This is a genomic window from Glutamicibacter sp. V16R2B1 (assembly GCF_005774635.1).
GTDB lineage: Bacteria > Actinomycetota > Actinomycetes > Actinomycetales > Micrococcaceae > Glutamicibacter > Glutamicibacter creatinolyticus.
The window spans coordinates 188,704-213,761 of sequence record NZ_VATX01000017.1; the positions used below are offsets into that span (position 1 = coordinate 188,704).

The following is a 25,058-nucleotide window of genomic DNA, read 5'->3' on the forward strand; positions in this document are numbered from 1 at the left end:
CTACAATTTGTCGAAGCAGACTATTCTTGAAGCATGACTTTCCTGTTTAACGTTCTGGTAATGCTCCATATCCTGGGTGCTGCGGCCATCTTCGGCGGCTGGCTGGCCAACTTCAAGACCCCTACCGTCAACCTGTGGCAGTGGATCGGCGCACTGACCCAGTTGATCACCGGCCTGGCCCTGGTCGGCGTCATTGAAATGCAAGACGGCAACCTCAACCACATGAAGATCGGCATCAAGCTGGTCATCTCCATCGCCATCGTGGTGACCGCGTTCCTGGGCCGCAAGAAGGTCAAGGCCGGCGAGGAGGTTTCCACCGGCATCGCGCATGCCACCGGCGGCCTGGCCCTGGTGAACATCCTGATCGCCACCCTCTGGAACTAGTCCTCGACAGGCCCGGTTTCATACCCGCTCATGGGATCGCCGTTCGCGGCGGTCCCATTTGTCGTCTCCCGGGCAAGAATCCGCGAGATGAGCCACTGCCCGGTATGCTGGCGCAGTTCGAAGCGGACTCGCTCGGCCCGGGCCTGCTGGGCCCGGTGAACATCTTCCTCGCTCGACAGGCTTCGATAGGCGTACGGGTCAAGCACACTATGCGCCTCCAGGACTACGGTGTCCGGGAAGCTTCGCGCCACGACTTCGATCCTGCTCAGTCGGGTTCGCATCCCGGTGACCCCCAGGTCCATATCCTTCAATTCCTGCAGGACCCGGGCATCTTCACCCAGTTGTTTAGCTTCCGGCACATAGAGCTTGGAGAGCGCCTGATAGTCGCCCGAATTGAACGCCCGGTCCCGCGCGTGGGTCAGTTTCAACAAGGCTGCCCCGACGGCGTCCGGTGACTGAGCGCAGGGCGGCAACTGGGCATCGGACTGAATGGAGCAGGTTCGGGAAGCATCCACTGGTGCCTGCTCGCCGTTGGCGGCGTTGGCATCGGTTTGCGACTGCCAGTGATTCACCCCCAGCCCGGCAATGACGACCATGAACAAACCGAGCAATGCCGCGGCGATCAGCCGTCGACCACCGGGCGTGGGTTTCAGGGCGTGCCGGTCCTCGAAGCGTCGGGCTTGTTCCTGGGTGACTTCGGGCCGTTCCGGAACCAATCGTTGCCGACGCTCCGGCCGCGGACGCATGGCCCGGCGTCGGCCGCGGGGTGCTGGCGGATGAATGGTCGCCATCAGGTGTGATGCCTGGGCGGGAACCGATTCAGTCCAGTTCAGTGGTTCGGCCTGCCCGCTGGCGTACAGGCTGCGGGCGAATTGGTCGGCACTGGGACGCGCGGTCGGTTCCGGGTGCAGCGCATCCAGCAGCAGGTCCAGCACGGTTTCCGGCAGATCCTCAAACACCAGCGTCACCGGCGCACGCAGCGCCGGAGGGTCGGGGACCTTGGCGCTGAGCAAGTACCACAGGCAGGCTCCGAGCGCGTAGACATCCCGCGCCTCGCCGTTAGCTACCGCATCGGGCGCTGTTGCCGGTGATTCCCCTGCTTCGGGCGCGATGAACCCTGGGGTGCCAGCCCTGTGATTATTTTCGCCCAACAGGTTCACTTCTTGGAAGTCACAAAGCTTGGGCATCCCCTCGGCGGAGAGCAGGATGTTGTTCGGGGACACGTCCCCGTGCGCCAGCCCCTGGGAGTGCAGGCGCGCCACCGACTGGGCGACCGGAGCCAATGCGGTAATCACCTCCCCCAGCGGCAGTGGGCCGCGGGCAGCGACCATTTGGCCCAAGCTGCCCCCGGGACAGTATTCCACCAGCAGCGCCGGCCCCCGGTTGGTCATCACCGTGTCATGAACCTTGATGGTGTGCTGATCGTTGGGCCCGTCGGTCCCCTGCCGGATCGTGACCAGCGTTTCAGCCTGACAGGCCAACTTCATGACCAGAAAGCATTGGTCGGCTTCGCGCTGGACGAGCCACACCCGCGAATCTTGGGCATCGTCCAACGACCTGAGGGTCAGGTAGCCTTCGCATTCGGGCCACGCGAACGGGCTGAGTTCATATTCCATGACTCAGTTGTAAAGCAAACTTGTATTACGCGTTTAAGTTATCCACATTCGTTGTTTCGTTACCAACTCGAGCCCTTTACGCATTAGGCGTAGGCTGAAGCTCATGACGATCGAATTCGAACGACTCGGTCTAGGCGAATCGCTGGTTCCCTACAGGGAAGCCTGGGACTACCAAATACGTCTCCACGACGCCGTGGCTGCCGACGAAGAAACCCCCAGAATCCTTCTGCTGGAACACGAGGCGGTCTACACCGCTGGACGCCGTACCGAAGATGAGCAGTTGCCGCAGGACGGCACCCCCGTGGTTGAGGTTGACCGCGGTGGACAGCTGACATGGCATGGACCGGGGCAGCTGATCGGGTATCCGATCGTCAAGCTCAAGAAGATCAACGCCATCCGCCTGTATGTTGAAACCCTTGAAGAAGCCTTGATGAACGTCCTGGCCGAACTGGGCATCCGAACCGTCCAGATCAAGGGACGCTCCGGAGTCTGGGTTCCGGGTGACGGCGTGCAGCAGGACCGCAAGATTGCCGCCATCGGCATTCGCATCAACCATGGGGTGACCATGCACGGTTTCGCCCTGAACTGCTCCAACTCCCTGGAACCCTACGAGCAGATCATTGCCTGCGGCATTACCGATGCCGGGGTCACCTCGATCTCCCAGGAGCTGGGACGCACCGTGAATCCCGTAGACGTCGCCGACCGGGTGCAAGAAGAGCTGGACCGCCTGCTCACGCCCCAGGTTGTCACCTCCCTTCCCGTCGCTTAAGACCTTCCTACTTCCTCAGAAAGAGCAATACACATGAGTGTCGCCCCTGAAGGCCGTCGAATGCTGCGCGTCGAGCAACGCAACTCCAAGGTTCCGGTGGAACGCAAGCCGGAGTGGATCAAGGCCAAACTGAACATCGGACCGGAGTACGTCGGTCTGAAGAACCTGGTCAAGTCCGAAGGACTGCACACGGTTTGCGAAGAGGCTGGCTGCCCCAACATCTTCGAATGCTGGGAGGACCGCGAGGCTTCCTTCCTCATTGGCGGGTCGGAATGCACCCGTCGCTGCGATTTCTGCCAGATTGACACGGGCAAGCCCTCGGCGCTGGACCGCTCGGAGCCGTTCAAGGTGGCCATGAGCGTGAAGAAGATGGATCTGCGCTACGCCACCGTCACCGGCGTGGCCCGTGATGACCTGGAGGATGAGGGCGTGTGGCTGTACGCGGAAACCGTGCGCCGCATTCACCAGTTCAACGAGAACACCGGCGTGGAGCTGCTGATTCCTGACTTCTCCGGCAAGCCGGAGAACCTGGACGCGATCTGCGATTCGGCCCCGGAGGTCTACGCCCACAACGTGGAAACCGTGCCGCGCATCTTCAAGCGCATCCGCCCGGCCTTCCGCTATGAACGGTCAATGGACGTCATCACGCACGGTCACAAGCGCGGGCTGATCACCAAGTCCAATCTGATCCTGGGCATGGGCGAGACCCGTGAGGAAATTTCCGAGGCCATGGCGGACCTGCATGAGGCCGGCTGCGACCTGCTGACCATCACCCAGTACCTACGCCCCACCGAACGCCACCTGCCGGTGGACCGCTGGGTCAAGCCCCAGGAATTCCTGGAGCTGCAGCAGGAAGCGGAGGAGCTCGGGTTCCTGGGGGTCATGTCCGGCCCGCTGGTGCGTTCCTCCTACCGCGCCGGACGCCTGTGGGCCGGGGCAATGCGCAAGAAGGGCCGCGAGATCCCCGAAGCGCTGGCGCACATTGAGTCCTCGGGCAACACTCGCCAGGAAGCAGCCTCCCTGGTCACCAACTAGCGTTACTGCCCCACGAGGCGCCCTGTAACCCGAGCAAGGTCCCGATCACCACTGTGTGGTCGGGACTTTGCCGTTCCCGGATGGAACGCGGGCAGTGGACTCGGGTAGAATTGAGTCACTATGGCCAAAAACTCCGACAATGTCGCATCCAACACAGACCCGCAGCCCAAGCGTGGCCTGTTCTCGCGCAAACCAAAAGCCGATAAGCCGAATAAAGAGCCCGGTCGCCTGAAGCAAATGGGCCAGGTGTTCCAGATGACTCGTCGCAATGACCCGATGGTCGTGTGGTGGATGTTGCTGGCTGGCCTGGGTGTTGTTGCGGTGGGTCTGCTGATCGGCATCCTGCTGAACAACTGGATCACGATGCTGCTGATCTCGATCCCGTTGGGCTTGTTGGCGGCCATGTTTGTCCTCTCCCGTCGCGCCGAGAAGGCCGCGTTTACGCAGTTGGAGGGGCGCCCGGGTGCTGCCGGCGCCGCGATGAGCGTATTGCGCCGCGGCTGGATCCTGAAGCAGGAGCCGGTAGCCGCCAACCGCCACCAGGACCTGGTGTTCCTGGGTGTGGGCCGCGCCGGAGTTGTGCTGGTCACCGAGGGCCCGAACGGCCGTGTTCGCGAGCTGGTCAGCTCCGAGCGCAAGCGCATCGGCCGTGTGCTGCCCAACGTTCCGATCACCGTGATCAATGCCGGCAGCGGCGAGAACCAGACCCCGTTGCCTGAGGTCAGCAAGAAGATGAAGAAGCTTCCCAAGACCTTGTCGAAGCTTGAGGTCAGTGCAGTGGATAAGCGCCTGACCACCCTGAGCGCGAATCGTCTGCCGATTCCGAAGGGGATTGACCCGAACAAGGTGCGTCCGAGCCGTCGCGCCATGCGCGGGCGGTAAACCACCGAATGAAAGCGAGCCGTGCACCCACCAGGGTGCACGGCTCGCTTTCATTTAACCCCAGTGCTTTCCTGACCGGCCGGGTCTTTGCCGCGTGGATCGGGCAGGCTTAGCGGATGCTCACCAGAACGCTGCCTCCGGCGCGGTCGTGCAAGCCCCGCTGGTCGGCGTCCGCAATCAGAGCGGGAATGACCAGACACAGCAGCACCGAGCGCACCAGACCGGTCAGCGGCTTGATCGCGGTGCCGTCCATGGACTGGACCTGCATGCCCAGCGCCCGATGGCCGATCGAGTGGCCGGTGAATCCAACGGTGATGATCTGGCCCAGGCAGAAGAGCAGCAGGGTGGCCAAGGCGGCGGAATCAAACAGCCACCAGCTCACCAGCATTGCCAGCGCCCAGTCGATGATGATCGCCCCGACACGCCGGGGGAAGCGGGCAATTGAACCGGGCCCCCGCTCGGGCCGTCCCAGTCGCTGTCCGGGCCATTGCTGGGTGTTGAGCTGAGGGGGTCCTTCCAGCCAGGAACCCAAGTCTTTTCGTTCCACTCCCCCAGTTTATCGGGGTTCACTGTGCGAACCCATTGAGTGTGCCCGGCGGCACAGGACGGGCACTGTAACAGAAGCGAAAAACCCTGCTTTGTAACGCACAAGAAACAATAGAGACACCACTGGGAAACGGATCCTCGGTATTGTAGAGGAGTAGGCAAGGGCAAGCGATCATGATTTGACCGACTTGTTTACCGTTTCAATAGACCACAGGGAGTAACCTGCACATGTTTTCCAGTCCAGAAGAAGCTTTGGCGTACATCGCCGAGGAGGACGTCAAGTTCGTCGATATTCGCTTTACCGACCTACCGGGTGTGCAGCAGCACTTCAACGTTCCTGCCAAGTCAGTGGACGCCGACTTCTTTGTCAACGGCCAGCTCTTTGACGCGTCCTCGATTCGCGGCTTCGCCGGCATCTCCGATTCGGACATGCAGCTGATCCCGGATGTGAAGACCGGCTTCCTCGATCCGTTCCGGATCGAAAAGACCCTGGCATTCAACTTCTCCATCATCAACCCCCGCACCGGTGAGCCCTACCACCGCGATCCGCGCGGCGTGGCCGAGCGCGCCGAGGCCTACCTGGAATCGACGGGCATCGCCGACACCGCGTTCTTCGCCCCGGAAGCCGAGTTCTTCATCTTTGAAGACGTCCGCTACGAATCCAGTCCGCAGGGCGCGTTCTACCAGATCGATTCGGACGAGGCCCCTTGGAACACCGGCCGCAAGGAAGAAGGCGGCAACCAGGGCTACAAGACCCCGTTCAAGGGCGGTTACTTCCCGGTCTCCCCCACCGACAAGCAGGCCGACCTGCGCGACGCGATCTGCGTTGAGCTGGATAATGTCGGGCTGGAAGTTGAGCGCAGCCACCACGAGGTGGGTGCCGCTGGCCAGGCGGAAATCAACTACAAGTTCAACACCATGGTGCACTCGGCCGATGAGCTGATGCTGTTCAAGTACGTGGTGAAGAACGTGGCCGACGCCTGGGGCAAGTCCGCCACCTTCATGCCCAAGCCGGTCTTCGGGGACAACGGTTCGGGCATGCACGTGCACCAGTCGCTGTGGTCCAATGGGGACCCGTTGTTCTACGACGAGAAGGGCTACGCGGGCCTGTCCGACACCGCCCGCTGGTACATTGGCGGACTGCTGAAGCACGCCTCCTCGGTGCTGGCCTTCACCAACCCGACCGTGAACTCCTACCGCCGCCTGGTCAAGGGCTACGAGGCACCGGTGAACATGGTCTACTCGCAGGGCAACCGCTCGGCCGGTATCCGCATCCCGGTCACCGGGTCGAACCCGAAGGCCAAGCGCATCGAGTTCCGCGCCCCGGATGCCTCCTCGAACCCGTACCTGGCGTTCGCGGCCCAGCTGATGGCGGGCCTGGACGGCATCAAGAACCGCATCGAGCCGGCCGAGCCGATCGACAAGGACCTCTACGAGCTGCCCCCGGAGGAAGCCAAGGACATCCAGCGCGCCCCGGAGACCCTGGAGGAGGCACTGCTGGCCCTGGAGGAGGACTACGAGTACCTGCTCGAAGGCGGAGTGTTCACCGAGGACCTGATCCGCACCTGGATCGAGTACAAGCGCGAGAATGAGATCCGTCCGCTCTCGCTGCGCCCGAACCCGTACGAGTTCGAGCTCTACTACGGCTGCTAGCCCAAAGACGCTGTCCTCCGCCCTTCGGATCGCGGTGAGACGAGCGTAAAATTTACCGCAGGCATCGCCTGGGCCCCTGACCACGCGATGCCTGCGGTTTTTGCCTGCTAGGGTGAGGCGCATGGATAGCACCCAGTGGATGCCGGTTACCCGTGAGGACCGCGAGGTCGTCGGCTATCTGGAACCGGTGACCGAGGATTTCGACACCGTCCAGCCGCGCAGCGTTCTCGGCCACGCTGTGGGTCCGGCGTGTGACTTCCACTCCGGTGAAGAGCTGCTGCTGGAACGCGGCATCGCCGAGTTGGCGGCCAGTTGGCGGCTGCGCGATGCCCCACAGGGGCTGGAGGGCGACCTGGCGATCCTGGAGGTGGGCGGTAACGGGATCGTGCTTGCTGATGCCCTGCGTGCCAAGGCCCTGGTGGCCGGGGCCCGGGCCGTGGTGCAATGGCCGGACACCACTGGCCGGCTCACCCGCGCGCAGGGTTAACCGCCCCTAGTCCTCGAAACCATAGAAGCGCTTTTCAAAGATTGTCCGCGCCCGCCGGGTGGCCTTCAGGTAGTCGTCCTCCAGCTGGTAGCCCTGGTTCGGTTCGTAGCCGCACCAGCGTCCCACCGCCTCCATGTCCCGGGCCGAGCGCGGCAGCACGTCGCTGGAGCGCCCGGAGGTGATGATTTCGGCGCTGCGCACCTTGGTGGCCAGGGTCCATGCCATGTCCAGCGTCTTGACCTCCGATTTGGACAGGTACTTCAGTTCCGCCAAGGCCTTGAGCGCGGCGCGGGTCGTGGTGGTGCGCAGCTGCTCGTGTTCGCAGGCGTACTGCAGCTGGAAGAACTGGACCAGCCATTCCACGTCCGAAAGTGAACCGCGGCCCAGCTTCAGGTGCCGCGCCGGGTCGGCGCCGCGCGGCAGGCGTTCGGCCTCCACCCTGGCCTTGATCTTGCGGATCTCCTTGACCTCCGCCTCATCCAGTCCCCCGCCGTAGCGGATCGGGTTGATCAGCGCGATGAAGTCCTCACCCAATTGCCGGTCCCCGGCCATCGGTCGGGCGCGCAGCAGTGCCTGGCGTTCCCACACATCGGCCCAGCGTGCATAGTATTCGGCGTAGGAGTCCAGGCTGCGTACCAGGGCTCCGGTCTTTCCTTCCGGGCGCAGGTCCGCGTCGATCACCAGGCGCACCTCCGCCGGGATGGCCGGCTTGAGCGGCCGGGAGACCGCGGCGATCAGCGCGGTGACGATGCGCAGCGCCTGTTCCTGGGCCTGCTGGCCATCCGCCCCGGGCACCGGGCGCTGGACAAACATGACGTCCGCGTCGGAGCCGTAGCCGATCTCCTGCCCGCCCTGCCGGCCCATGGCGATGACCGCCAGGTCAGTGTGCTCCCCGTGCTCGGCAACATCCGCGGCGCGCAGCACCCGCAAAATGGCCTCCACGGCGACCGCGTCGATGTCCGAGAGCGCGTGGCCGACCCTGGAGACGTTCATCAGCCCGGCCGCGTCGGCCAGGGCGACGCGCAGGAATTCCTTGCGCCGGGCCACCCGCACCTGGCGGATCGCGGTGTCCGGCTGGCGGTTGCGCCGGATAATCGCGTCACTTTGCTGCTCCAGGGCGGTGCGGTCCAGCGGCTGCAGGGCGCTGTCATTGCCCAGCCAGGCCGCGGCGGTGGATTCCACGGCCAGCAGGTCGGTCAGAAAGCGGGTGTTGGACAGCAGTGCGCTTAGTCGTTCGGCGGCGGCGTTGGTGTCACGCAGCATCCCCAGGAACCAGTGGGTCTTGCCCAGCGATTCGCTCAGCCGCCGAAAGCCCAACAGCCCGGCGTCCGGGTCCACACCCTCGGCAAACCAGCCCAGCAGCACCGGCAGCAGCTGGCGCTGCAGCGCCGCCGAACGGGAGACGCCACTGGTCAGCGCCTCGATGTGGCGCATGGCCGCCTTCGGGTCCAGGTACCCCAGGGCGCGCAGCCGCGCCTGGGCGCTGGCCGGGGTCAGCCGCACCTCTTCGGTGGTCAGGTTCGAGCTGGTGACCAGCAGTGGGCGGTAGAAAATCAGTTCGTGCAAGGAGCGCACCAGCCGCTTGGTTTCATTCCAGCGCCGCATCAGCTGCGCGGCACTGGTCAACCGGGTGTCCCCGGCGCTGCGGATGGCCCGGGCCAGCACCCGTTGGGCGTGTTCGGTGCGCGGCATCAGATGCGTGCGGCGCAGCTGGGAGAGCTGGATGCGGTGTTCCAGCAGCCGCAGGAAGCGGTAGGCCTCATCGAAGTTCATCGCGTCGGTGCGTCCAATGAACCCCAGTTCGCTCAGCGCCTGGATGGCCAGGGTGGTGGTGGGCACCTGCAGCGCCTGTTCCACCCGTCCGTGCACCAGCTGCAGCAGCTGGACGGTGAACTCCACATCCCGCAGTCCCCCGGGGCCGAGCTTGATCTGCCACTCGACCTCGTCCTTGGCGATGTTGGCGCTGACCCGGCGGCGCATCTTCTGCACCGATTCCACGAACCCGTCGCGTTCGGAGCTGGACCAGACCATCGGGGAGATCATCCGCTCGTAGCGTTCGCCCAGTTCCCGGTCCCCGGCAATGGCTCGGGCCTTGAGCAGCGCCTGGAACTCCCAGGAATGCGCCCAGCGCTGGTAGTAGGCCTCATGGGAGGCCAGAGTGCGGGTCAGCGCCCCCTCCTTGCCTTCGGGGCGCAGGTTGGCATCCACCTCCCACAGCGGCGGTTCCCCGCCGGGCAGCATGATGGTGCGCGCGGTGCCGCTGGCCAGGGTGGTGGCGATCTCGGTGGCCTGCTGTTCTGCCAGTTCCCCCATCCCCTGGTGCACGTAGATCACGTCCACGTCGGAGATGTAGTTCAGTTCCCGGGCACCGCACTTGCCCATGCCGATGATCGCCAGGCGCACCTGGTCGACGTGGTGTTCTCCGTACTGTTCACTGGCTTCGGCCCGGCTGACGGCGAGCGCCGCTTCCAGGGCCGCGGCGGCCAGGTCCGCCAATTCGGCGGCGACCTGCGGCAGGATGTGCTGCGGTTGGCTGGAGCCCAGGTCCCGGTAGGCCAGGTCCAGCAGGGCCAGGCGGTAGGCGGTGCGCAGGGCGCGGCGGGCCGGTTCCCCGCGCTGCCCCGCCACCCAGTGTCCCGAAGGGCTGGGGTAGGCTTCCACGGCCTGCAGCAGCTGTTCAGTCAGCGCCTGGGGCGGGCGCGGCTGGAAATGCTGTTGCGGGGTGTGGGTGATGACCTGCAGGGCCTGCGGGCAGCGGATCAGGAATTCACCCAGCGCGTCGGAGGCTCCCAGCAGCCGGATGAGGGCCTGGCAGCTGTCCGGTTCACACAGCAGCCTGCCGGCCTGGGGGTGCTTGTCCACCAGGCGCACGGCCAGCAGCAGCGCCTGGTCCGGGTCCGGGGCGTGGGCCATGCTGCGCAGGATCAGGCCGCGGTCCAAATCGGCCAGTTCCGGCGAGTCCAGGAACTGCTTGGCCCGCGTGGTGTCCAGGAAGCCTGCGTTGATCAGTTCCCGCGAACTCGGTGTCATCGGCCTTTCTTCTTTCCCCCGTTGTGCCGCTCTGGCCCTAGAGCATGCCCAGGTAGCGGTTCAGCTCCCAGGGGGTGATTTCCTGGCGGTATTCCTCCCATTCGGCCCGCTTGTTGGCCAGGAAGGAGTTGAACACCTGCTCTCCGAGGATGTCGGCCATCAGCTCCGAGTCCTCCAGGGTGCGCAGCGCGTCGTGCAGCGAGCCGGGCAGCGGGTCATGTCCCGAGGCGCGGCGTTCGGCGGTGGACAGGCTCCACACGTCATCCTCGGTGGGGTCCTCCAGCTCGTAGCCCTCGTGGATGCCCTTCAGCCCGGCGCCCAGCAGGCACGCGTAGGCCAGGTACGGGTTCGCGGCGGAGTCGATGCCGCGGTATTCCACCCGGGCGCTTTGGCCCTTGCCGGGCTTGTACAGCGGCACCCGCACCAGGGCGGAGCGGTTGTTGTGACCCCAGGACAGGTGGCTGGGGGCCTCTCCCCCGCCCCACAGCCGCTTGTATGAGTTCACAAACTGGCTGGTGACCGCGGTCAGCTCCTTGGCGTGGTGCAGGATGCCGGCAATGAAGGAGCGGGCCACATCGGAGAGCTGGTATTCGCGCCCGGCCTCGAAGAAGGCGTTGGAGTCGCCTTCGAAGAGTGAAAAATGGGTGTGCATCCCACTGCCGGGGTGTTCGGCAAAGGGCTTGGGCATGAAGGTGGCGTACAGCCCCTTCTGCATGGCCATCTCCTTGATGACGGTGCGGAAGGTCATGATGTTGTCCGCCGTCTGCAGGGCATCGGCGTAGCGCAGGTCGATTTCGTTTTGCCCGGGGCCGGTCTCATGGTGGGAGAACTCCACCGAGATGCCCAGCGCTTCCAGGGTGGTCACCGACAGCCGGCGGAAGTCCTGGCCAACCCCGTCCGGGACGTGGTCGAAGTAGCCGGCGTTGTCGATCGGCACCGGGCGCCCGTGCGGTCCCAGCTCGGCGGACTGCAGCAGGTAGAACTCGATCTCCGGATGGGTGTAGCAGGTGAAGCCGAGCTTGGAGGCCTCGTCGAGCTGGCGCTTGAGCACGTGGCGCGGGTCCGCGGTGGAGGGGGTGCCCTCCGGGGTGAGGATGTCGCAGAACATGCGGCTGGTCGGCTCCACCTCACCGCGCCAGGGCAGCAGCTGGAAGGTGGAGGGATCCGGCTGCAGCAGCATGTCCGATTCGTAGATGCGCGAGAGCCCCTCGATGGAGGAACCGTCAAAGCCCAGCCCCTCGGCGAACGCGTCCTCCACCTCGGCCGGTGCCAGCGCCACGGACTTCAGTGAACCGACCACATCGGTGAACCACAACCGCACGAATCTGACGTCGCGTTCCTCAATGGTGCGCAGTACGAATTCCTGCTGACGATCCATCTCTTACCGCCTTGCCTGTCGGGTGCGTGCGCCGGGCCTGACTCGCCGCGGCCATTTCTGCTCTGTTGCAAGACTATACGTTTTTGCACCGCGACGCCGGTGCAAGCGGCCATGCCAGCGGGCATTGCCGGGCCCAAGTGCGCTAAGGTCTTGCTATGCCTCAACCCTATCTCTCAGACCCTGCCACGCGCCCTGCACGCATCCGCATCGGGCACCTGGCCGAAGCGAAGAAACGCGGCGAGAAGTTCTCGATGCTCACCTGCTACGACCGGATGCTGGCCGAAGTGTTCGACGAGGCCGGCATCGAGATCCTGCTGGTTGGCGACTCGGCGGCGAACACGGTCCTGGGCTACGACTCGACCCTGCGCATCAGCATGGATGAGATGATCACCTTCTCCAAGGCGGTGGTCAACGGCGCCAAGCGGGCGCTGGTCGTGGCCGACCTGCCCTTTGGCAGCTACGAGCAGGCCCCCGCCCAGGCGGTGGAATCGGCGGTCAGGCTGATGAAGGAAGCCGGGGTGCACGCGGTGAAGATGGAAGGCGACGCCCGCCATGCCGGGCACGTGCACGCCATGGTCGGCGCCGGGGTGCCGGTGATCGCTCACATCGGCTTCACACCGCAGTCCGAGCACGCCTTGGGCGGCTACCGGGTGCAGGGCCGCGGGGACGCGGCCGATGCGCTGCTTGAGGACGCGGTGGCGCTGCAGGATGCTGGCGCCTTTGCGGTGCTGCTGGAGATGGTGCCCAGCCCGGCCGCCGCGAAGGTGGAGGCGGCGCTGCGCGTGCCCACGATCGGCATCGGCGCCGGGAACTCGACCACCGGGCAGGTGCTGGTGTGGCAGGACATGCTGGGCCTGGGCTCCGGGCGCACCCCGCGTTTCGTGAAGAAGTATGCGAACCTGCGTGAAATCGTTTCCGGGGCGGTGGGCCAGTACCACCGGGATGTGGCCGATGGCAGCTTCCCCAGCGCGCAGTACGAATTCGACAAGTAGCCACAAAACCTACCCGCGCGTCCGGAACCGGCAGCGGCCGCCCCTGAGGCGGCCGCTGCCGGTTTTAACGGCTATTCGTCCTCTTCGTCTTCCGCGTCCCAGGCCTCATTGCGCGCCTGGACCTTGGCCATCGCGTTGCGGGCCTCGTCCTCCGTGGCATAGGGACCCAGCAGTTTCGTCCAATCGGACTGCGGGCCTTTTTCGATGCCCCCGGTTTCCACGTTGTACCAGTACTGGCCTTCGTTCATGGTCTCTTCCTTCCTTGTGTTGCCCGCTCTTGGCGCAGTGGCGCCCCCATCACACCCCTTGGTGGCGTGGAACAGTCACCGCTCTCACCGCCAGCCTAGTGCCCGGTCGGGTTGCTGTCATTGAACCTTGAAGCGCGCCCCCAGCGGGTGTGACACCGTTCCCAGCCCGACGGGTGTGCCCTAGCAGGCAGATTCTGCCGGGGCGCCATGGCTAGAATAAAAATATGACTACTGCCGCAACAGCCCCCATTGGAAACCTCACTCCAGGCGTCGTCGGCCCACAACTGAAGGTGCCGGCGGATATCGCCCGCCCCGAATACGTGGGCAAGCCGGAGCCGACCTCGCACCGCCACCCGGACGTCAACACCCCGGAGATGATTGAGCGGATCCGTGTCGCTTCGAGGATTGCGGCACAGGCGCTGGCCGAGGTGGGCAAGGCCTGCCAGCCGGGGGTGACCACGGCGGAACTGGACCGGATCGGGCACGAGTACATGATCGATCATGGCGCCTACCCCTCCACCCTGGGCTACCGGGGCTTCCCGAAGTCGGTGTGCACCTCGATCAACGAGGTCATCTGCCACGGCATCCCGGATGACACCGTGCTGCGGGACGGGGACATCATCAACATCGACGTGACCGCCTACATTGACGGCGTGCATGGCGACAACAACGCCACCTTCCTGGTGGGAGACGTGGATGAGGAATCTCGCCTGCTGGTGGAGCGCACCGAGAACTCGCTGAAGCGCGCCATCAAGGCGGTCATGCCGGGGCGCGAAATCAACGTCATCGGGCGCACCATTTCGGCCTACGCCAAGCGCTTTGGTTACGGCGTGGTGCGTGACTTCACCGGCCATGGGGTCGGCCCGGCGTTCCATACCGGGCTGATCATTCCGCATTATGACGCGGCCCCGGCTTACAACCAGCTGATTGAACCGGGTATGGTTTTTACCATTGAGCCGATGCTGACACTCGGAACGATCGAGTGGGACATGTGGGCCGATGGGTGGACTGTCACGACGAAGGACAAGAAGCGAACCGCCCAGTTTGAGCACACGCTGCTGGTCACCGACAATGGCGCCGAAATTCTGACCGCGCCGTAGCTGAGGTTTATTTTCCTTCCGTGTTTTAAAGGCTGAAAGGAGCCTCATGGTTCAGCAACGCGCCTCACAGCAGGAGCGCCTCGGGTTCGGCATCGACGTTGGCGGTACCGGAATGAAGGGCGGCATCGTTGATTTGACCACCGGGAAACTGGTGGGCAAGCGTTTCCGGATGCCCACGCCGAAGCCTTCACTGCCCGAGGCTGTCGCCGAGGTGGCCGCCGCGATCTACTCCGAGCTGCGCAGCCGGGAGGGCGCGCCGTTGGATGATGCTCCGCTTGGGATCGCGGTGCCGTGCATTGTGCACCATGGGGTGGCGCGTTCCGCGGCAAACGTGGACAAGTCCTTTATCGGCACCGACCTGGTGCAGTTGTTCGGAAAGACCCTGAGCCGAGATGTGGTCATGCTCAACGACGCCGACGCGGCCGGACTGGCCGAGGGCGAGTACGGTGCCGGGCGCAACGTGCCCGGCAGCGTGATGACCCTGACCCTGGGTACCGGGATCGGTTCGGCATTGCTGTTCAACGGACAGCTGGTGCCGAACTTCGAGCTGGGCCACCTGGAGTTCAATGGGGCCGAGGCCGAGGCCACCACGAGCGCCGCGGCACGCGAACGCGAGGAGCTGCCCTGGGACCAGTACGCCCAGCGTCTGAGCGCCTTCCTGCGCCACCTGGAGTTCCTGTTCTCCCCCGAGCTGTTCATCCTTGGCGGGGGGATCTCCAAGAACCCGGAGCGGTTCGTGCCGATGATCGACATCGACACCGAGCTGAAGGTGGCCACCAACGCGAACAACGCCGGTATCATCGGCGCGGCCCTGCAGGCCTCGCGCATCCGCTGACCCGCAAGGAAAAGCACCGCGCACGTACCGTGGAAGACAAACAACCTCGACCAGTTACTACTGGTCGAGGTTGTTGTTGCTTAAGCCGCCTCACGGACGTCAAGCCGCGGCCCTATTCGGCGGTCAGTGGCCGCTGGTTGCCGCGCGGAAGGTCGCTGCGCTCCTCACGCAGCTTGGCGATGGCGGACTCAAAGTCGCTCAGCGACGTGAAGTCCTGGTAGACGCTGGCAAAGCGCAGGTAGGCGACCTCGTCCAGGCGCTGCAGCGGTTCCAGGATTGCCAGGCCAATCTGGTGGGCCGGGATCTCCGCGGCCCCGGACATCCGTACGGTCTCCTCCACCTCCTGGGCGAGCACGGCCAGGTCGTGGTCGGTGACCGGGCGGCCCTGGCAGGCCTTGCGCACACCGTTGATGACCTTGGTGCGGGAGAACGGTTCAGCGGCCCCGGACTGCTTGATCACGTTCAGGCTGGTGGTTTCCAGGGTGGTGAAGCGGCGGGAGCAGGCGGTGCACTGGCGGCGCCGGCGGATCGACACCCCATCGTCGGCCACACGGCTGTCGACGACGCGGGAGTCGGGGTTGCGGCAATAGGGACAGTTCATTGCACCTCCAGGATGTTTCCGGGACACGGTCCCCCCTGGCCCTCATTGCGGCCACGGTTACCCGATGTCACCTAACAGTTTATCGTCTATTTACGCTGGCGTATTTGGACTGCGTCACCATGGGCGGGCAGGTCCTCGGCGTTGGCCAGGTTGATGACGTGTTCGGCCACCTCCCCCAGCGCCGCCTGCGGATAGTCGATGACCTGAATGGCCTTCAGGAAGGTGTTCACGTTCAGGCCCGAGGCGTGCAGTGCGGTCCCGGAGGTCGGCAGTACGTGATTGGATCCGGCGCAGTAGTCCCCGAGGCTGACCGGGGCGTAGTCCCCCACGAAGATCGCGCCAGCGGCGGTAATGCGCGAGGCGACGAACGTGCTGGATTCGGTCATGATTTCCAGGTGTTCGGCCGCGTAGGTGTTGCACACCTCGATGCCCTGCTCCACGTCGGCGACCAGGATGATCGCCGACTGGCTGCCGGAGAGGGCCGCACCGACCCGTTCGGTGTGCTTGGTGGCCGCCACCTGGCGTTCCAGGCTGGCCCGGACGGCCTGTTCCAGTTCCGCGGAGTCGGTGATGAGCACCGCGGCGGCGTTCTCGTCGTGCTCGGCCTGGGAAATCATGTCGGCGGCAACAAAGTCCGGGTTGGCACTGGCGTCGGCCAGGATCGCGATCTCGGTCGGCCCGGCTTCGGCATCGATGCCCACCACGCCCTTGACCAGACGCTTTGCGGTGGCGACAAAAACATTGCCGGGGCCGGAGATCACGTCGACCGGTTCAATGCCGCCGCGGGGATCGGCGGTGGCCGGCACCCCGTAGGCGAAGGCGGCCACGGCCTGGGCCCCGCCCATCGCGTGCACCTCGGTAATGCCCAGCAGTTTCGCGGCGGCCAGGATGGTGGGGTGGGGCAGGCCGCCGAACTCGCGCTGCGGCGGGCTGGCCAGGGCCAGTGACTGGGCACCGGCGGCCTGGGCGGGCACGGTGTTCATGATGACCGAGGACGGGTAGACGGCCAGCCCCCCGGGAACGTACAGGCCCACGCGTCGCATCGGCACCCAGCGCTGGGTGACCCGGGCTCCGTGCGGATACTCCACGACCGCGTCCTGGGGTACCTGCGCCGCGGCGAAGGCGCGAGCCCGCTCAATGGATTCCTCCAACGCCGCCCGTACCTTGGGATCCAGTTCATCCAGGGCCCGCTGCAGCTCCTCCTGCGGGACCAGGGTATGCTCCAGGCGCACCTTGTCGAACTTCTCGGACAGTTCCAGCAGCGCGGGCATCCCCTCACCGCGCACCTTGTCGATGATCTGCTGCACCGATTCGGCGGCGGTCTGCGAGTTCACCACCGGCCGTGGCAGCTGCGCCTTCAGTTCGGCGCGCTCCAGCCGGCGTGCCCGCCAGTCGATGGTGGCCAATTGCGGGAAGGGGTTCTGAGCTGAGGAAGTCACCCGTCCAGTTTAACCGTGCCCGCCGTTGGGTGCGGCAATAGTTACCCGGCCCGGTCACACAGGATCAGGCCGGGTACCTAGGCATCCAGGCAGGCCGGACCGAGAAGCACCTTCAGGTCCCCGAACAGTGCCGGGTTCGGGTTCACCCGGTAGTTCATGCCCAGGCGCATCAGCGAGGTGCCGCGCGAGCCGGAGAGCTTGACCCGCACCTCGGTGTTGCCCCGATGCGTGCGCAGCACGTCACCGAGCTGGGAGACCAGGGTTTCGGTGGCCTTGTGGGTGGGGATCGCAATGACCACCGGCCCGGTGCCGGTGGCGTCGGAGAGCTCCGGGATCATCATTTCCTGCGCGTTCAGGGTGATTGAACCGTCGTCGCGGCGCTGCACGCGTCCCTTGATGACCACAATCAAGTCTTCGGCCAGCACCTCGGCGATCGGCTGGTAGGCCTGGCCAAAGAACATGACCTCCATCGAACCGGAGAGGTCCTCCAGCTCGCAGCGGGCGTAGGGGTTGCCGGACTTCTTGGCAATCCTGCGCTGCAGGCCGGTGATCATGCCCGCGATGGAGATGATGTGCCCGTCGGAGGGGCCGTCATCGGAGATCACATGGGTGATCGACATGTCCGCGTACTGGTCCAGGGCCTGGCCCAGCCCCTGCAACGGGTGGTCCGAGACGTAGAGGCCCAGCATTTCGCGTTCGAATCCTAGCTTTTCCTTCTTGTCCCAGTCCGGCAGGTCAGGGATGCTTACGCTCATCGAGTCGGAGGCATCCTCGGTGCCCAGCGCGCTGAACAGGTCAAACTGGTTGGCGGCCTCATTGCGCTTGAGAGTGATCACCGAGTCCACGGCCTCTTCGTGGATCGCCACCAGGGCTCGGCGGTGGTGGCCCATGGAGTCGAACGCGCCGGCCTTGATCATCGATTCAATGGTGCGCTTGTTGCACACCACGGCCGGGACCTTGCGCAGGAAGTCGCTGAAGTCGGTGTAGGCGCCCTTCTCGGTGCGGGCCTCGACCATGCCCTCCACCACGTGGGTGCCCACGTTGCGCACCGCACCCATTCCGAAGCGGATGTCCTTGCCGACCGGGGTGAAGGTCAGGGCGGATTCGTTGACGTCCGGCGGCAGCACCGTGATGCCCAGGCGCCGGCATTCGTTCAGGTACATGGCCAGCTTGTCCTTGTCATCACCCACGGAGGTAAGCAGGGCCGCCATGTATTCGGCCGTGTAGTGCTCCTTGAGGTAGGCGGTCCAGTAGGACACCACCCCGTAGGCCGCCGAGTGCGCCTTGTTGAACGCGTAGTCGGAGAACGGCAGCAGGATGTCCCATAGGGTCTGCACCGCGGCATCGGAGTACCCGTTGTCGTTCATCCCCTGCTTGAAGCCGACAAACTGCTTGTCCAGTTCGGACTTCTTCTTCTTGCCCATCGCACGACGCAGGATGTCCGCCTGGCCCAGCGAGTAGCCGGCCAGCTTCTGGGCGATCGCCATCACCTGTTCCTGGTAGACGATCAGGCCAAAGGTGCCGCCCAGGATGTCCTCCAGCGGTTCGGCCAGCTCCGGGTGGATCGGCACCACGTCCTGCAGCCCGTTCTTGCGCAGTGCGTAGTTGGTGTGGGCGTTCGCGCCCATCGGTCCCGGGCGGTAGAGCGCCAGCACCGCGGAGATGTCTTCGAAGTTGTCCGGGCGCATCAGCTTCAGCAGCGAACGCATTGGACCCCCATCGAGCTGGAACACGCCCAGCGTGTCGCCGCGGGCCAGCAACTGGTACGTGGCCGGGTCATCCAGTGGCAGGGTCTCCAAATCCAGGTCGTCCCCGGTGTTGGCCTTGATGTTCTCGATCGCGTCGGAAATGATGGTCAGGTTGCGCAGGCCCAGGAAGTCCATCTTGATCAGCCCCAGGCCTTCGCAGGTCGGGTAGTCGAACTGGGTGATCACCTGACGGTCCTGCAGGCGGCGCATGATCGGGATGACGTCAATGATCGGATCCGAGCTCATGATCACCCCGGCCGCATGCACACCCCATTGGCGCTTGAGCCCCTCCAGGCCCTTGGCGGTTTCGAACACGCGCGCCGCTTCGGGATCGTTGGCGACCAGGTTGCGGAAATCCGCGGCCTCGGAGTAGCGCTTGGACTGCGGGTTTTCGATGTCGTTCAGCGGGATGTCCTTGGCCATCACCGCCGGAGGCAGCGCCTTGGTCAGCGTTTCACCCATCGAGAAGGGGTACCCCAGCACCCGGGAGGAGTCCTTCAGCGCCTGTTTGGTCTTGATCGAACCGTAGGTGACGATCATGGATACGCGCTCGTCACCGTACTTCTCGGTGACGTACTTGATCACTTCGGGGCGACGACGATCGTCAAAGTCGACGTCGAAGTCGGGCATGGAAACGCGCTCCGGGTTCAGGAAGCGTTCGAAGATCAGTCCGTGCTGCAGCGGATCCAGATCGGTGATGCGCATTGCGTAGGCGACCATGGAACCTGCACCGGAACCACGGCCGGGGCCGACGCGGATGCCGTTGTCCTTGGACCAGTTGATGAAGTCGGCCACCACCAGGAAGTAGCCGGGGAAGCCCATCTTGATGATGACATCCAGCTCGTAATCGGCCTGCTTGCGCACCTCATCGGGGATGCCATCCGGGTAGCGGTAGTGCAGGCCCTTGTCGACTTCCTTGATCAGCCAGCTGGTTTCGTCCTCCCCTTCCGGGGTTGGGAACTTGGGCATGTAGTTGGCGTTGGTGTCGAAGGAGACCTCGGCCCGTTCGGCGATGAGCAGGGTGTTGTCGCAGGCCTCGGGGAACTCGCGGAACAGTTCACGCATTTCCCGGGCGCTCTTGAGGTAGTAGCCAGAGCCGGAGAAGGCGAAGCGCTTGCCGCCCTGGTCGTAGGTGGGTTCATCAAGGGTGGAACCGGAGTTGATGGCCAGCAGCGCCTCGTGGGCCTTCGCGTCGGCTTCGTGCGTGTAGTGCAGGTCGTTGGTGGCCACCAGTGGGATCTGCAGTTCCTTGGCCAGGCGCAGCAGGTCCTTGGTGATCCGCCGTTCAATCTCCAGACCATGGTCCATGATCTCGCAGAAGTAGTTCTCCTTGCCGAAGATCTCCTGGAATTCGGCGGCGGCCGCCTTTGCGGCCTCGTACTGTCCCAGGCGCAGCTTCGTCTGGATTTCACCCGAGGGGCAGCCAGTGGTGGCAATCAGGCCCTTGGAGTGGTTGTTCAGCAGCTCGCGGTCCCAGCGCGGATACTTGCCGAAGACCGAATCCAGGGAGGCGATGGAGCTGCCCTTGAAGAGGTTGTTCATGCCTTCGTTGTTGTAGGACAGCAGCGTCATGTGGGTGTAGAGGCCACCGCCGGAGACGTCATCTCCCTTTTGCTTTTCCTCGGTACGCCATTTCACGCGCTGCTTGTCATCGCGCGCGGTTCCCGGCGTCACGTAGGCCTCGACCCCGATGATGGGCTTGATGCCGGCCCCGGTGGCCTGGCGCCAGAAGTCGAAGGCACCGAAGAGATAGCCATGGTCGGTGATGGCCATGGCTTCCATGCCCTGCCGGTTGGCTTCCTCGAAGAGCTCGCCAAGACGGGCCGCCCCGTCGAGCATCGAGTATTCGGTGTGGGTATGAAGATGAACAAATCCGTCGCGTGTGGCACTCACGCATCCAGTCTAGCCCTCGGCCCGCGCGGAATCAGCTCGGGCGCGGGTTGGGAAAAGCCACACTCGCGGGCGCGCATTTTTGCCTTGGACCCGGCACGCTCCGCATACGGAAACCGCTGGGTGTGGCAACAAAAACTAGTAGGTACCTTCGCGCAACAGTTCCAGGGCCCCCGCCAGGTCGGCCGGGTATTCGCTGACGAATTCGACCCATTGCCCGGTAGCCGGATGGGCGAACCCCAGCTGATGGGCGTGCAGCCATTGACGCGTCAGGCCCAGCGCGGCCGCGAGCTTTGGATCGGCGCCGTAGGTCTGATCCCCGGCGCACGGATGACCGAACGCGGAGAAATGCACACGGATCTGGTGGGTTCGTCCGGTTTCCAGTTCGACCTCGACCAGGCTGGCCCGGCCAAAGGCCTCCTCCACCTTGTAGTGGGTGACCGAGTTGCGCCCGCCATCAAGGACCGCGAACTTCCATTCGAAACCCGGATGCCGGCCGATGGGCGCGTCGATCGTCCCTTCCAGGGGGTCGGGCAGACCCTGGACGACCGCATGGTAGATCTTCTTTGGGGTGCGTTCCTTGAACGCCCGCTTCAGCTCCGTGTAGGCCCGCTCGGTTTTTGCCACCACCATCAGGCCGCTGGTCCCCACGTCCAGCCGGTGCACGATCCCCTGCCGTTCCGGGGCGCCGGAGGTGGAGATGTTGTAGCCCTCGGCGGCCAAGGCCCCGACGACGGTGGGTCCGACCCACCCGGGTGAGGGGTGGGCGGCTACGCCCACCGGCTTGTCGATCACCACGAAGTGTTCGTCATCGGCGATGATCTTTAGGTTCTCCACCCGTTCCACCCTCACTTTCAGTGGGTCTTCTTTGGCCGGCAGGTTGACCACCAGCTGGTCCCCCGCCTTGAGCTTCGGGGATTTGCTGATGGTCCTTGCGTTGACTTGCACCTGTTTACTGCGGCACAGTTCGGTGGCCTCGGCCCGTGGGATTTGCAGCTGCCGGGCGATGAAGACATCGGCCCGGCTTCCCTGGTCTTCGTCCGGGACCTGCAGTCGGTGCACTGCGGCGGGGCGGTCCTGGCTCATTGTGGCTGATCCGTTCCCGTGGCCGTCTGGGTATTCTTGCCAGCTCCGTTCATCGGGACGTCACGCAGCAGCAGGATCGCCACCACGATCATCGAGCAGACGATGAAGGAGTCGGCGACGTTGAAGATGGCAAAGCCCGGTACGGAAATCATGTCGACGACGTGTCCGAAGCCCAGGCCGGGAGCACGGAAGATCCGGTCAATGAGGTTTCCACCGACTCCTCCCAGCAGCGCGCCGAGGGTCAGCGCCCAGGACAGGGTGCGCACCTTGCGGATCAGCAGGTAGATCACGTAGCAGAAGACCGCGGCCTGCAGCAGCGCGAAGACGATGGTGAAGTTCTCTCCGAAGGAGAACGCGGCGCCGGGATTCAGGATGTAGTGGATGTTCAGGATCCCGGGGATCACCGGAATCGACTCGCCCAGTTGCATCGTTGATTCGATATAGAGCTTGGTTCCCTGATCCAGGATCAGGGCCAGTACGGCCAGGCCGAAGCCCAGTGCGAGGAACCTGCCGGCGGAGCGGCGGGGATCCGGGGCGGCCGCGGGTGAGTTGTTTTCCATTCGTACCCTTTGTCAACGACGTGTTAAACGACAACGGTGGTGACCGGATGTCCGGTCACCACCGTCAACTGTACTGACTAGCTTTTCAAGTCAGCAAAACCGGTTGGTTAGCTGTTCTTGGTCGTGCTGTCGATCGATGCCTGGGATTCCAGGTCACGCAGCTGGCCTTCGATGTAGGTCTTCAGGCGGGCACGGTAGTCGCGCTCGAAGCCTCGCAGCTGTTCCAGCTTGCGTTCCAGGACGGACTTCTGCTGCTCCAGGGCCGAGAGAGTCTTGCGGCTCTTCTCCTCGGCCTCGGTGACCATGGTGTTGGCTTCGGTCTTGGCATCAGCGATGATCTTGTCGCGCTGCTCCACACCGGAGGCCACGTACTCATCGTGCAGACGCTGTGCCATGGCAAGCACGTTGGCTGCGGATTCCGCGGTGTCGGTCCGGGCACCGGTTTCGGCTGCCGGAGCGGCCTTCGGAGCCTCGGCCTTCTTTTCCTCGGCAGGCTTTGCAGCAGGTGCCTCGGCCTTCTTCTGCTCGGCAGGCTTTGCAGCTGCGTCGGCCTTCTTCTCCTCGGCAGGCTTGGCAGCAGGTGCCTCGGCCTTCTTTTCCTCGGTGGGCTTGGCAGTCGGGGCTGCTGCCACCGGGGCCGGCACGGACTGCTCCTTGGAGGAGGAAACATCCTCACCCAGGGCAGACAGGCGGCGGCGGAGCTCGTCGTTCTCAGCGTTCAGGCGACGCAGTTCTACGACGATCTCGTCGAGGAAATCATCTACCTCGTCCTGGTCGTAGCCTTCGCGGAACTTGGTCGGCTGAAACCGCTTATTGACTACGTCTTCTGGCGTCAAAGCCATTGGGTCACCTCAATACTGGGATCTCTTCCGCACGACCTAGGTTGCCCTGCGAAACACTTACCTTGTTCAATACTACGACCGGTGTAGTCGAAGCACCATTTTTTAAAGGATATAACGTTTTGGTCACTAAACACGAAAACGACATCTAGTGGCCGTGTCATTCATTTTGAACCTACCGCGTCAGCCCCGTAAGGACAATCTGCGAACAGGTCCGACAAACACTAAATTCCGACGCTGTACCCGAGATTGCCGACGATCGCCTTGGCGATCACGACGACGATGAACAGCACCAGGAAAGACAGGTCCAAACGTATTCCGCCCAAGTCAAGAGGCTTAATACGCTTGCGCAGCCAACGCAGTGGCGGGTCGGTGATCGTTACCACGACCGTGGCTGCGACCAGAGCAATTCCCTTCGGGCTCCAGTGCCGGGCAAAACTTTCAGTAACATCCAACACAATTCTCATTAACAGCAGAATTTGAAGAATGCTCAGCGCGAGATAAAGAATCCCGAATAGCATCGTGGCGTTCTCGCTCCTTGGCGGTTAGCTCTGATTGAAGAAAGTTGCCTGGGCTTCGGACTGCTTACGGTCCTCGCCCAGCACCTCTACAGTAGCCGGTGAGAGAAGGAACACCTTATTGGTGACGCGTTCGATGGAGCCATGCAGGGCGAAAACCAGTCCTGCGGAGAAATCTACGAGGCGCTTGGCATCGGTTTCGCCCATGTCGGTGACGTTCATAATCACCGGGATACCGTCACGGAAGTTCTCACCAATGATTTTGGCATCATTGTAAGAACGAGGGTGCACGGTTGTAATCTGACGCAATTCGGAATCCTCATCCCTAACCGAAGGGGCACGTTTGATGGGAGTGACAGGAGCCCGGTACTCGGTTTCCTGCTCATACTGATCTGGTTGCGGAATCGCTGCTCGGGCAGCAGGGGTTGGGCCTGCTGCTTCGGTCGGTCGCTGGGGAGCTTCCTCTTCCACGACTCGCACCTGGGCGCGCTGCTCAGGCTCGCGGGCAGGAGCTTCCTCGTGCTCGACCGCATCGGCCAAGCCAAGGTAGACCATTGCTTTACGTAGTCCGTCCGCCACGATACTCTCCTCGTTTCCCGTACATGCAACCCCAGTGCATGATTCCGCTAGTTCGACGCTACCGCACTGGATTCGGGTAGCAACGTAAATCTGTTCAATTCTCTGCGGTGTGTCGCAGGGAGCTAGTTTTCTCGCCAGATGATGCCGGCGAAGCGGCCGCTGTGACGGTCCCGACGGTAGGAGTAGTACTCCGGATTTTCCAGGGTACATATCCCACTGTTGCGCACCTCGACGGCCAGATCGCGAAGTTGCCCCGCGGCGGCCCTTGGCAGGTCCAAGGCCGGGGTGTCCCAGCTGGTGATGCTGCCGATGCCCGGCACCCGCGCCTCTGACTCCTCGAGCATTTCGTTCGGCACCTCGTAGCAGCGCCCGCAGATCGCCGGGCCGATAACGGCCTCAATGCGGGTGGCGCCCAGCTCGGTGAGCTGCTTGACGGTTTCGGACAGGATTCCGTCCAGTAGTCCCCGGCGTCCGGCGTGAACCGCGGCGGTGGCGCTGGAGTTGTTCTGCGGGTTGTGCCCAACGAACAGCACCGGCAGGCAGTCGGCGACCATGACGGCCAAGGGCGTTGTCCCCGTGGGGCTGATCAGCCCGTCACAGGTGGCCGCCGCGCTTTCCGCGCCTTGCTGTTCGGCGTTTAGCACGGTGGCCGAGTGAACCTGGTTCATGAAGGTCAGGGAAAAGCTTCGAACCCCGATCCGCTCCTCCAGCCTGGCACGGTTGGCCCGCACCAGTTGCGGGTCATCATTCACGTGCAGGGCGAGGTTGCCCTCGGCCTGGGAGGTGAATGCCAGGTGGATCTGCGGATCGAGGTTCGATGCGTAATGTAGCACTGCGTTCAGG

At 64.0% G+C, this 25,058-nt stretch carries 23 protein-coding genes; 9 read left to right on the forward strand and 14 right to left on the reverse strand.

The annotated features are described in order from the left end of the window. The first annotated feature begins 33 nt into the window (after window positions 1-33). Complete coding sequence (locus FDN03_RS13740) at window positions 34-384, forward strand: hypothetical protein (RefSeq protein ID WP_138178021.1); 351 nt, start codon at window positions 34-36, stop codon at window positions 382-384. On the opposite strand, the gene FDN03_RS13745 is transcribed toward FDN03_RS13740, so the two are convergent. Next, the gene (locus FDN03_RS13745) at window positions 381-2,000 is read right to left on the reverse strand and encodes a protein kinase (RefSeq protein WP_138178023.1); all 1,620 of its coding nucleotides are present in this window, start codon (window positions 1,998-2,000) and stop codon (window positions 381-383) included. The genes FDN03_RS13740 and FDN03_RS13745 overlap by 4 nt on opposite strands. 103 nt (window positions 2,001-2,103) lie before the next feature. On the opposite strand from FDN03_RS13745, the gene lipB reads away from it, so the two are divergent. From lipB to FDN03_RS13760, 3 genes are all read left to right on the forward strand, one after another. Further along, on the forward strand, window positions 2,104-2,769 hold the full coding sequence (lipB, locus tag FDN03_RS13750) for a lipoyl(octanoyl) transferase LipB (protein WP_138178025.1): 666 nt from the start codon (window positions 2,104-2,106) through the stop codon (window positions 2,767-2,769). A gap of 33 nt (window positions 2,770-2,802) precedes the next feature. Continuing rightward, window positions 2,803-3,804, forward strand: a complete 1,002-nt coding sequence (gene lipA, locus FDN03_RS13755) for a lipoyl synthase (RefSeq protein WP_138178027.1) — start codon at window positions 2,803-2,805, stop codon at window positions 3,802-3,804. Between the two features lie 120 nt (window positions 3,805-3,924). After that, window positions 3,925-4,686: a DUF4191 domain-containing protein gene (locus FDN03_RS13760; protein WP_054820886.1), complete on the forward strand. Its 762-nt coding sequence runs from the start codon at window positions 3,925-3,927 to the stop codon at window positions 4,684-4,686. 109 nt (window positions 4,687-4,795) lie between these two features. On the opposite strand, the gene FDN03_RS13765 is transcribed toward FDN03_RS13760, so the two are convergent. Beyond that, window positions 4,796-5,233 (reverse strand): RDD family protein, encoded by a 438-nt coding sequence (locus FDN03_RS13765; protein WP_054820885.1) that lies wholly within the window; start codon window positions 5,231-5,233, stop codon window positions 4,796-4,798. Between the two features lie 227 nt (window positions 5,234-5,460). Here FDN03_RS13765 and glnA (FDN03_RS13770) point away from each other — a divergent pair, with 227 nt between their 5' ends. Together glnA (FDN03_RS13770) and FDN03_RS13775 are read left to right on the forward strand one after the other, a co-directional pair. Continuing rightward, window positions 5,461-6,885: a type I glutamate--ammonia ligase gene (gene glnA, locus FDN03_RS13770; RefSeq protein WP_138178029.1), complete on the forward strand. Its 1,425-nt coding sequence runs from the start codon at window positions 5,461-5,463 to the stop codon at window positions 6,883-6,885. A gap of 121 nt (window positions 6,886-7,006) precedes the next feature. Beyond that, on the forward strand, window positions 7,007-7,372 hold the full coding sequence (locus FDN03_RS13775; RefSeq protein ID WP_138178031.1) for a hypothetical protein: 366 nt from the start codon (window positions 7,007-7,009) through the stop codon (window positions 7,370-7,372). A gap of 6 nt (window positions 7,373-7,378) precedes the next feature. Here the strand turns inward: FDN03_RS13775 and FDN03_RS13780 are convergent, their stop codons facing one another. Continuing rightward, window positions 7,379-10,402, reverse strand: coding sequence for a bifunctional [glutamine synthetase] adenylyltransferase/[glutamine synthetase]-adenylyl-L-tyrosine phosphorylase (locus tag FDN03_RS13780; RefSeq protein WP_138178033.1), 3,024 nt, complete (start codon window positions 10,400-10,402; stop codon window positions 7,379-7,381). 37 nt (window positions 10,403-10,439) lie between these two features. Next, complete coding sequence (glnA, locus tag FDN03_RS13785) at window positions 10,440-11,780, reverse strand: type I glutamate--ammonia ligase (protein WP_138178035.1); 1,341 nt, start codon at window positions 11,778-11,780, stop codon at window positions 10,440-10,442. A 155-nt stretch (window positions 11,781-11,935) separates the two neighbouring features. Between glnA (FDN03_RS13785) and panB the strand changes: the two genes are divergently transcribed. After that, window positions 11,936-12,772, forward strand: coding sequence for a 3-methyl-2-oxobutanoate hydroxymethyltransferase (gene panB, locus FDN03_RS13790; RefSeq protein WP_138178037.1), 837 nt, complete (start codon window positions 11,936-11,938; stop codon window positions 12,770-12,772). A 71-nt stretch (window positions 12,773-12,843) separates the two neighbouring features. Here the strand turns inward: panB and FDN03_RS13795 are convergent, their stop codons facing one another. After that, entirely contained in the window at window positions 12,844-13,020 is a 177-nt protein-coding gene (locus FDN03_RS13795) for an SPOR domain-containing protein (RefSeq protein ID WP_138178039.1), read from the reverse strand. A gap of 224 nt (window positions 13,021-13,244) precedes the next feature. On the opposite strand from FDN03_RS13795, the gene map reads away from it, so the two are divergent. Beyond that, a complete protein-coding gene (gene map / locus FDN03_RS13800; RefSeq protein WP_138178041.1) occupies window positions 13,245-14,120 on the forward strand; it encodes a type I methionyl aminopeptidase in 876 nt (291 codons plus the stop codon). Between the two features lie 46 nt (window positions 14,121-14,166). Beyond that, window positions 14,167-14,955, forward strand: a complete 789-nt coding sequence (gene ppgK / locus FDN03_RS13805; protein WP_138178043.1) for a polyphosphate--glucose phosphotransferase — start codon at window positions 14,167-14,169, stop codon at window positions 14,953-14,955. A gap of 112 nt (window positions 14,956-15,067) precedes the next feature. Here ppgK and nrdR read toward each other — a convergent pair whose 3' ends face one another. From nrdR to pgeF, 9 genes are all read right to left on the reverse strand, one after another. Then, a complete protein-coding gene (gene nrdR / locus FDN03_RS13810; RefSeq protein WP_054821459.1) occupies window positions 15,068-15,556 on the reverse strand; it encodes a transcriptional regulator NrdR in 489 nt (162 codons plus the stop codon). Between the two features lie 86 nt (window positions 15,557-15,642). Then, entirely contained in the window at window positions 15,643-16,995 is a 1,353-nt protein-coding gene (gene hisD / locus FDN03_RS13815) for a histidinol dehydrogenase (RefSeq protein WP_138178045.1), read from the reverse strand. A gap of 77 nt (window positions 16,996-17,072) precedes the next feature. After that, window positions 17,073-20,636: a DNA polymerase III subunit alpha gene (dnaE, locus tag FDN03_RS13820; RefSeq protein WP_138178047.1), complete on the reverse strand. Its 3,564-nt coding sequence runs from the start codon at window positions 20,634-20,636 to the stop codon at window positions 17,073-17,075. A 135-nt stretch (window positions 20,637-20,771) separates the two neighbouring features. Beyond that, window positions 20,772-21,719, reverse strand: coding sequence for an RluA family pseudouridine synthase (locus tag FDN03_RS13825; RefSeq protein WP_138178049.1), 948 nt, complete (start codon window positions 21,717-21,719; stop codon window positions 20,772-20,774). Next, window positions 21,716-22,279: a signal peptidase II gene (gene lspA, locus FDN03_RS13830; RefSeq protein ID WP_138178051.1), complete on the reverse strand. Its 564-nt coding sequence runs from the start codon at window positions 22,277-22,279 to the stop codon at window positions 21,716-21,718. Before lspA ends, FDN03_RS13825 begins: the two co-directional genes overlap by 4 nt. 107 nt (window positions 22,280-22,386) lie before the next feature. Further along, window positions 22,387-23,121: a DivIVA domain-containing protein gene (locus FDN03_RS13835; protein ID WP_138178053.1), complete on the reverse strand. Its 735-nt coding sequence runs from the start codon at window positions 23,119-23,121 to the stop codon at window positions 22,387-22,389. Between the two features lie 221 nt (window positions 23,122-23,342). After that, entirely contained in the window at window positions 23,343-23,639 is a 297-nt protein-coding gene (locus FDN03_RS13840) for a YggT family protein (protein WP_138178055.1), read from the reverse strand. A 24-nt stretch (window positions 23,640-23,663) separates the two neighbouring features. Further along, window positions 23,664-24,215, reverse strand: coding sequence for a cell division protein SepF (sepF, locus tag FDN03_RS13845; RefSeq protein ID WP_138178057.1), 552 nt, complete (start codon window positions 24,213-24,215; stop codon window positions 23,664-23,666). A gap of 122 nt (window positions 24,216-24,337) precedes the next feature. Next, window positions 24,338-25,048 (reverse strand): peptidoglycan editing factor PgeF, encoded by a 711-nt coding sequence (gene pgeF / locus FDN03_RS13850; RefSeq protein ID WP_138178059.1) that lies wholly within the window; start codon window positions 25,046-25,048, stop codon window positions 24,338-24,340. Window positions 25,049-25,058: the final 10 nt, after the last annotated feature.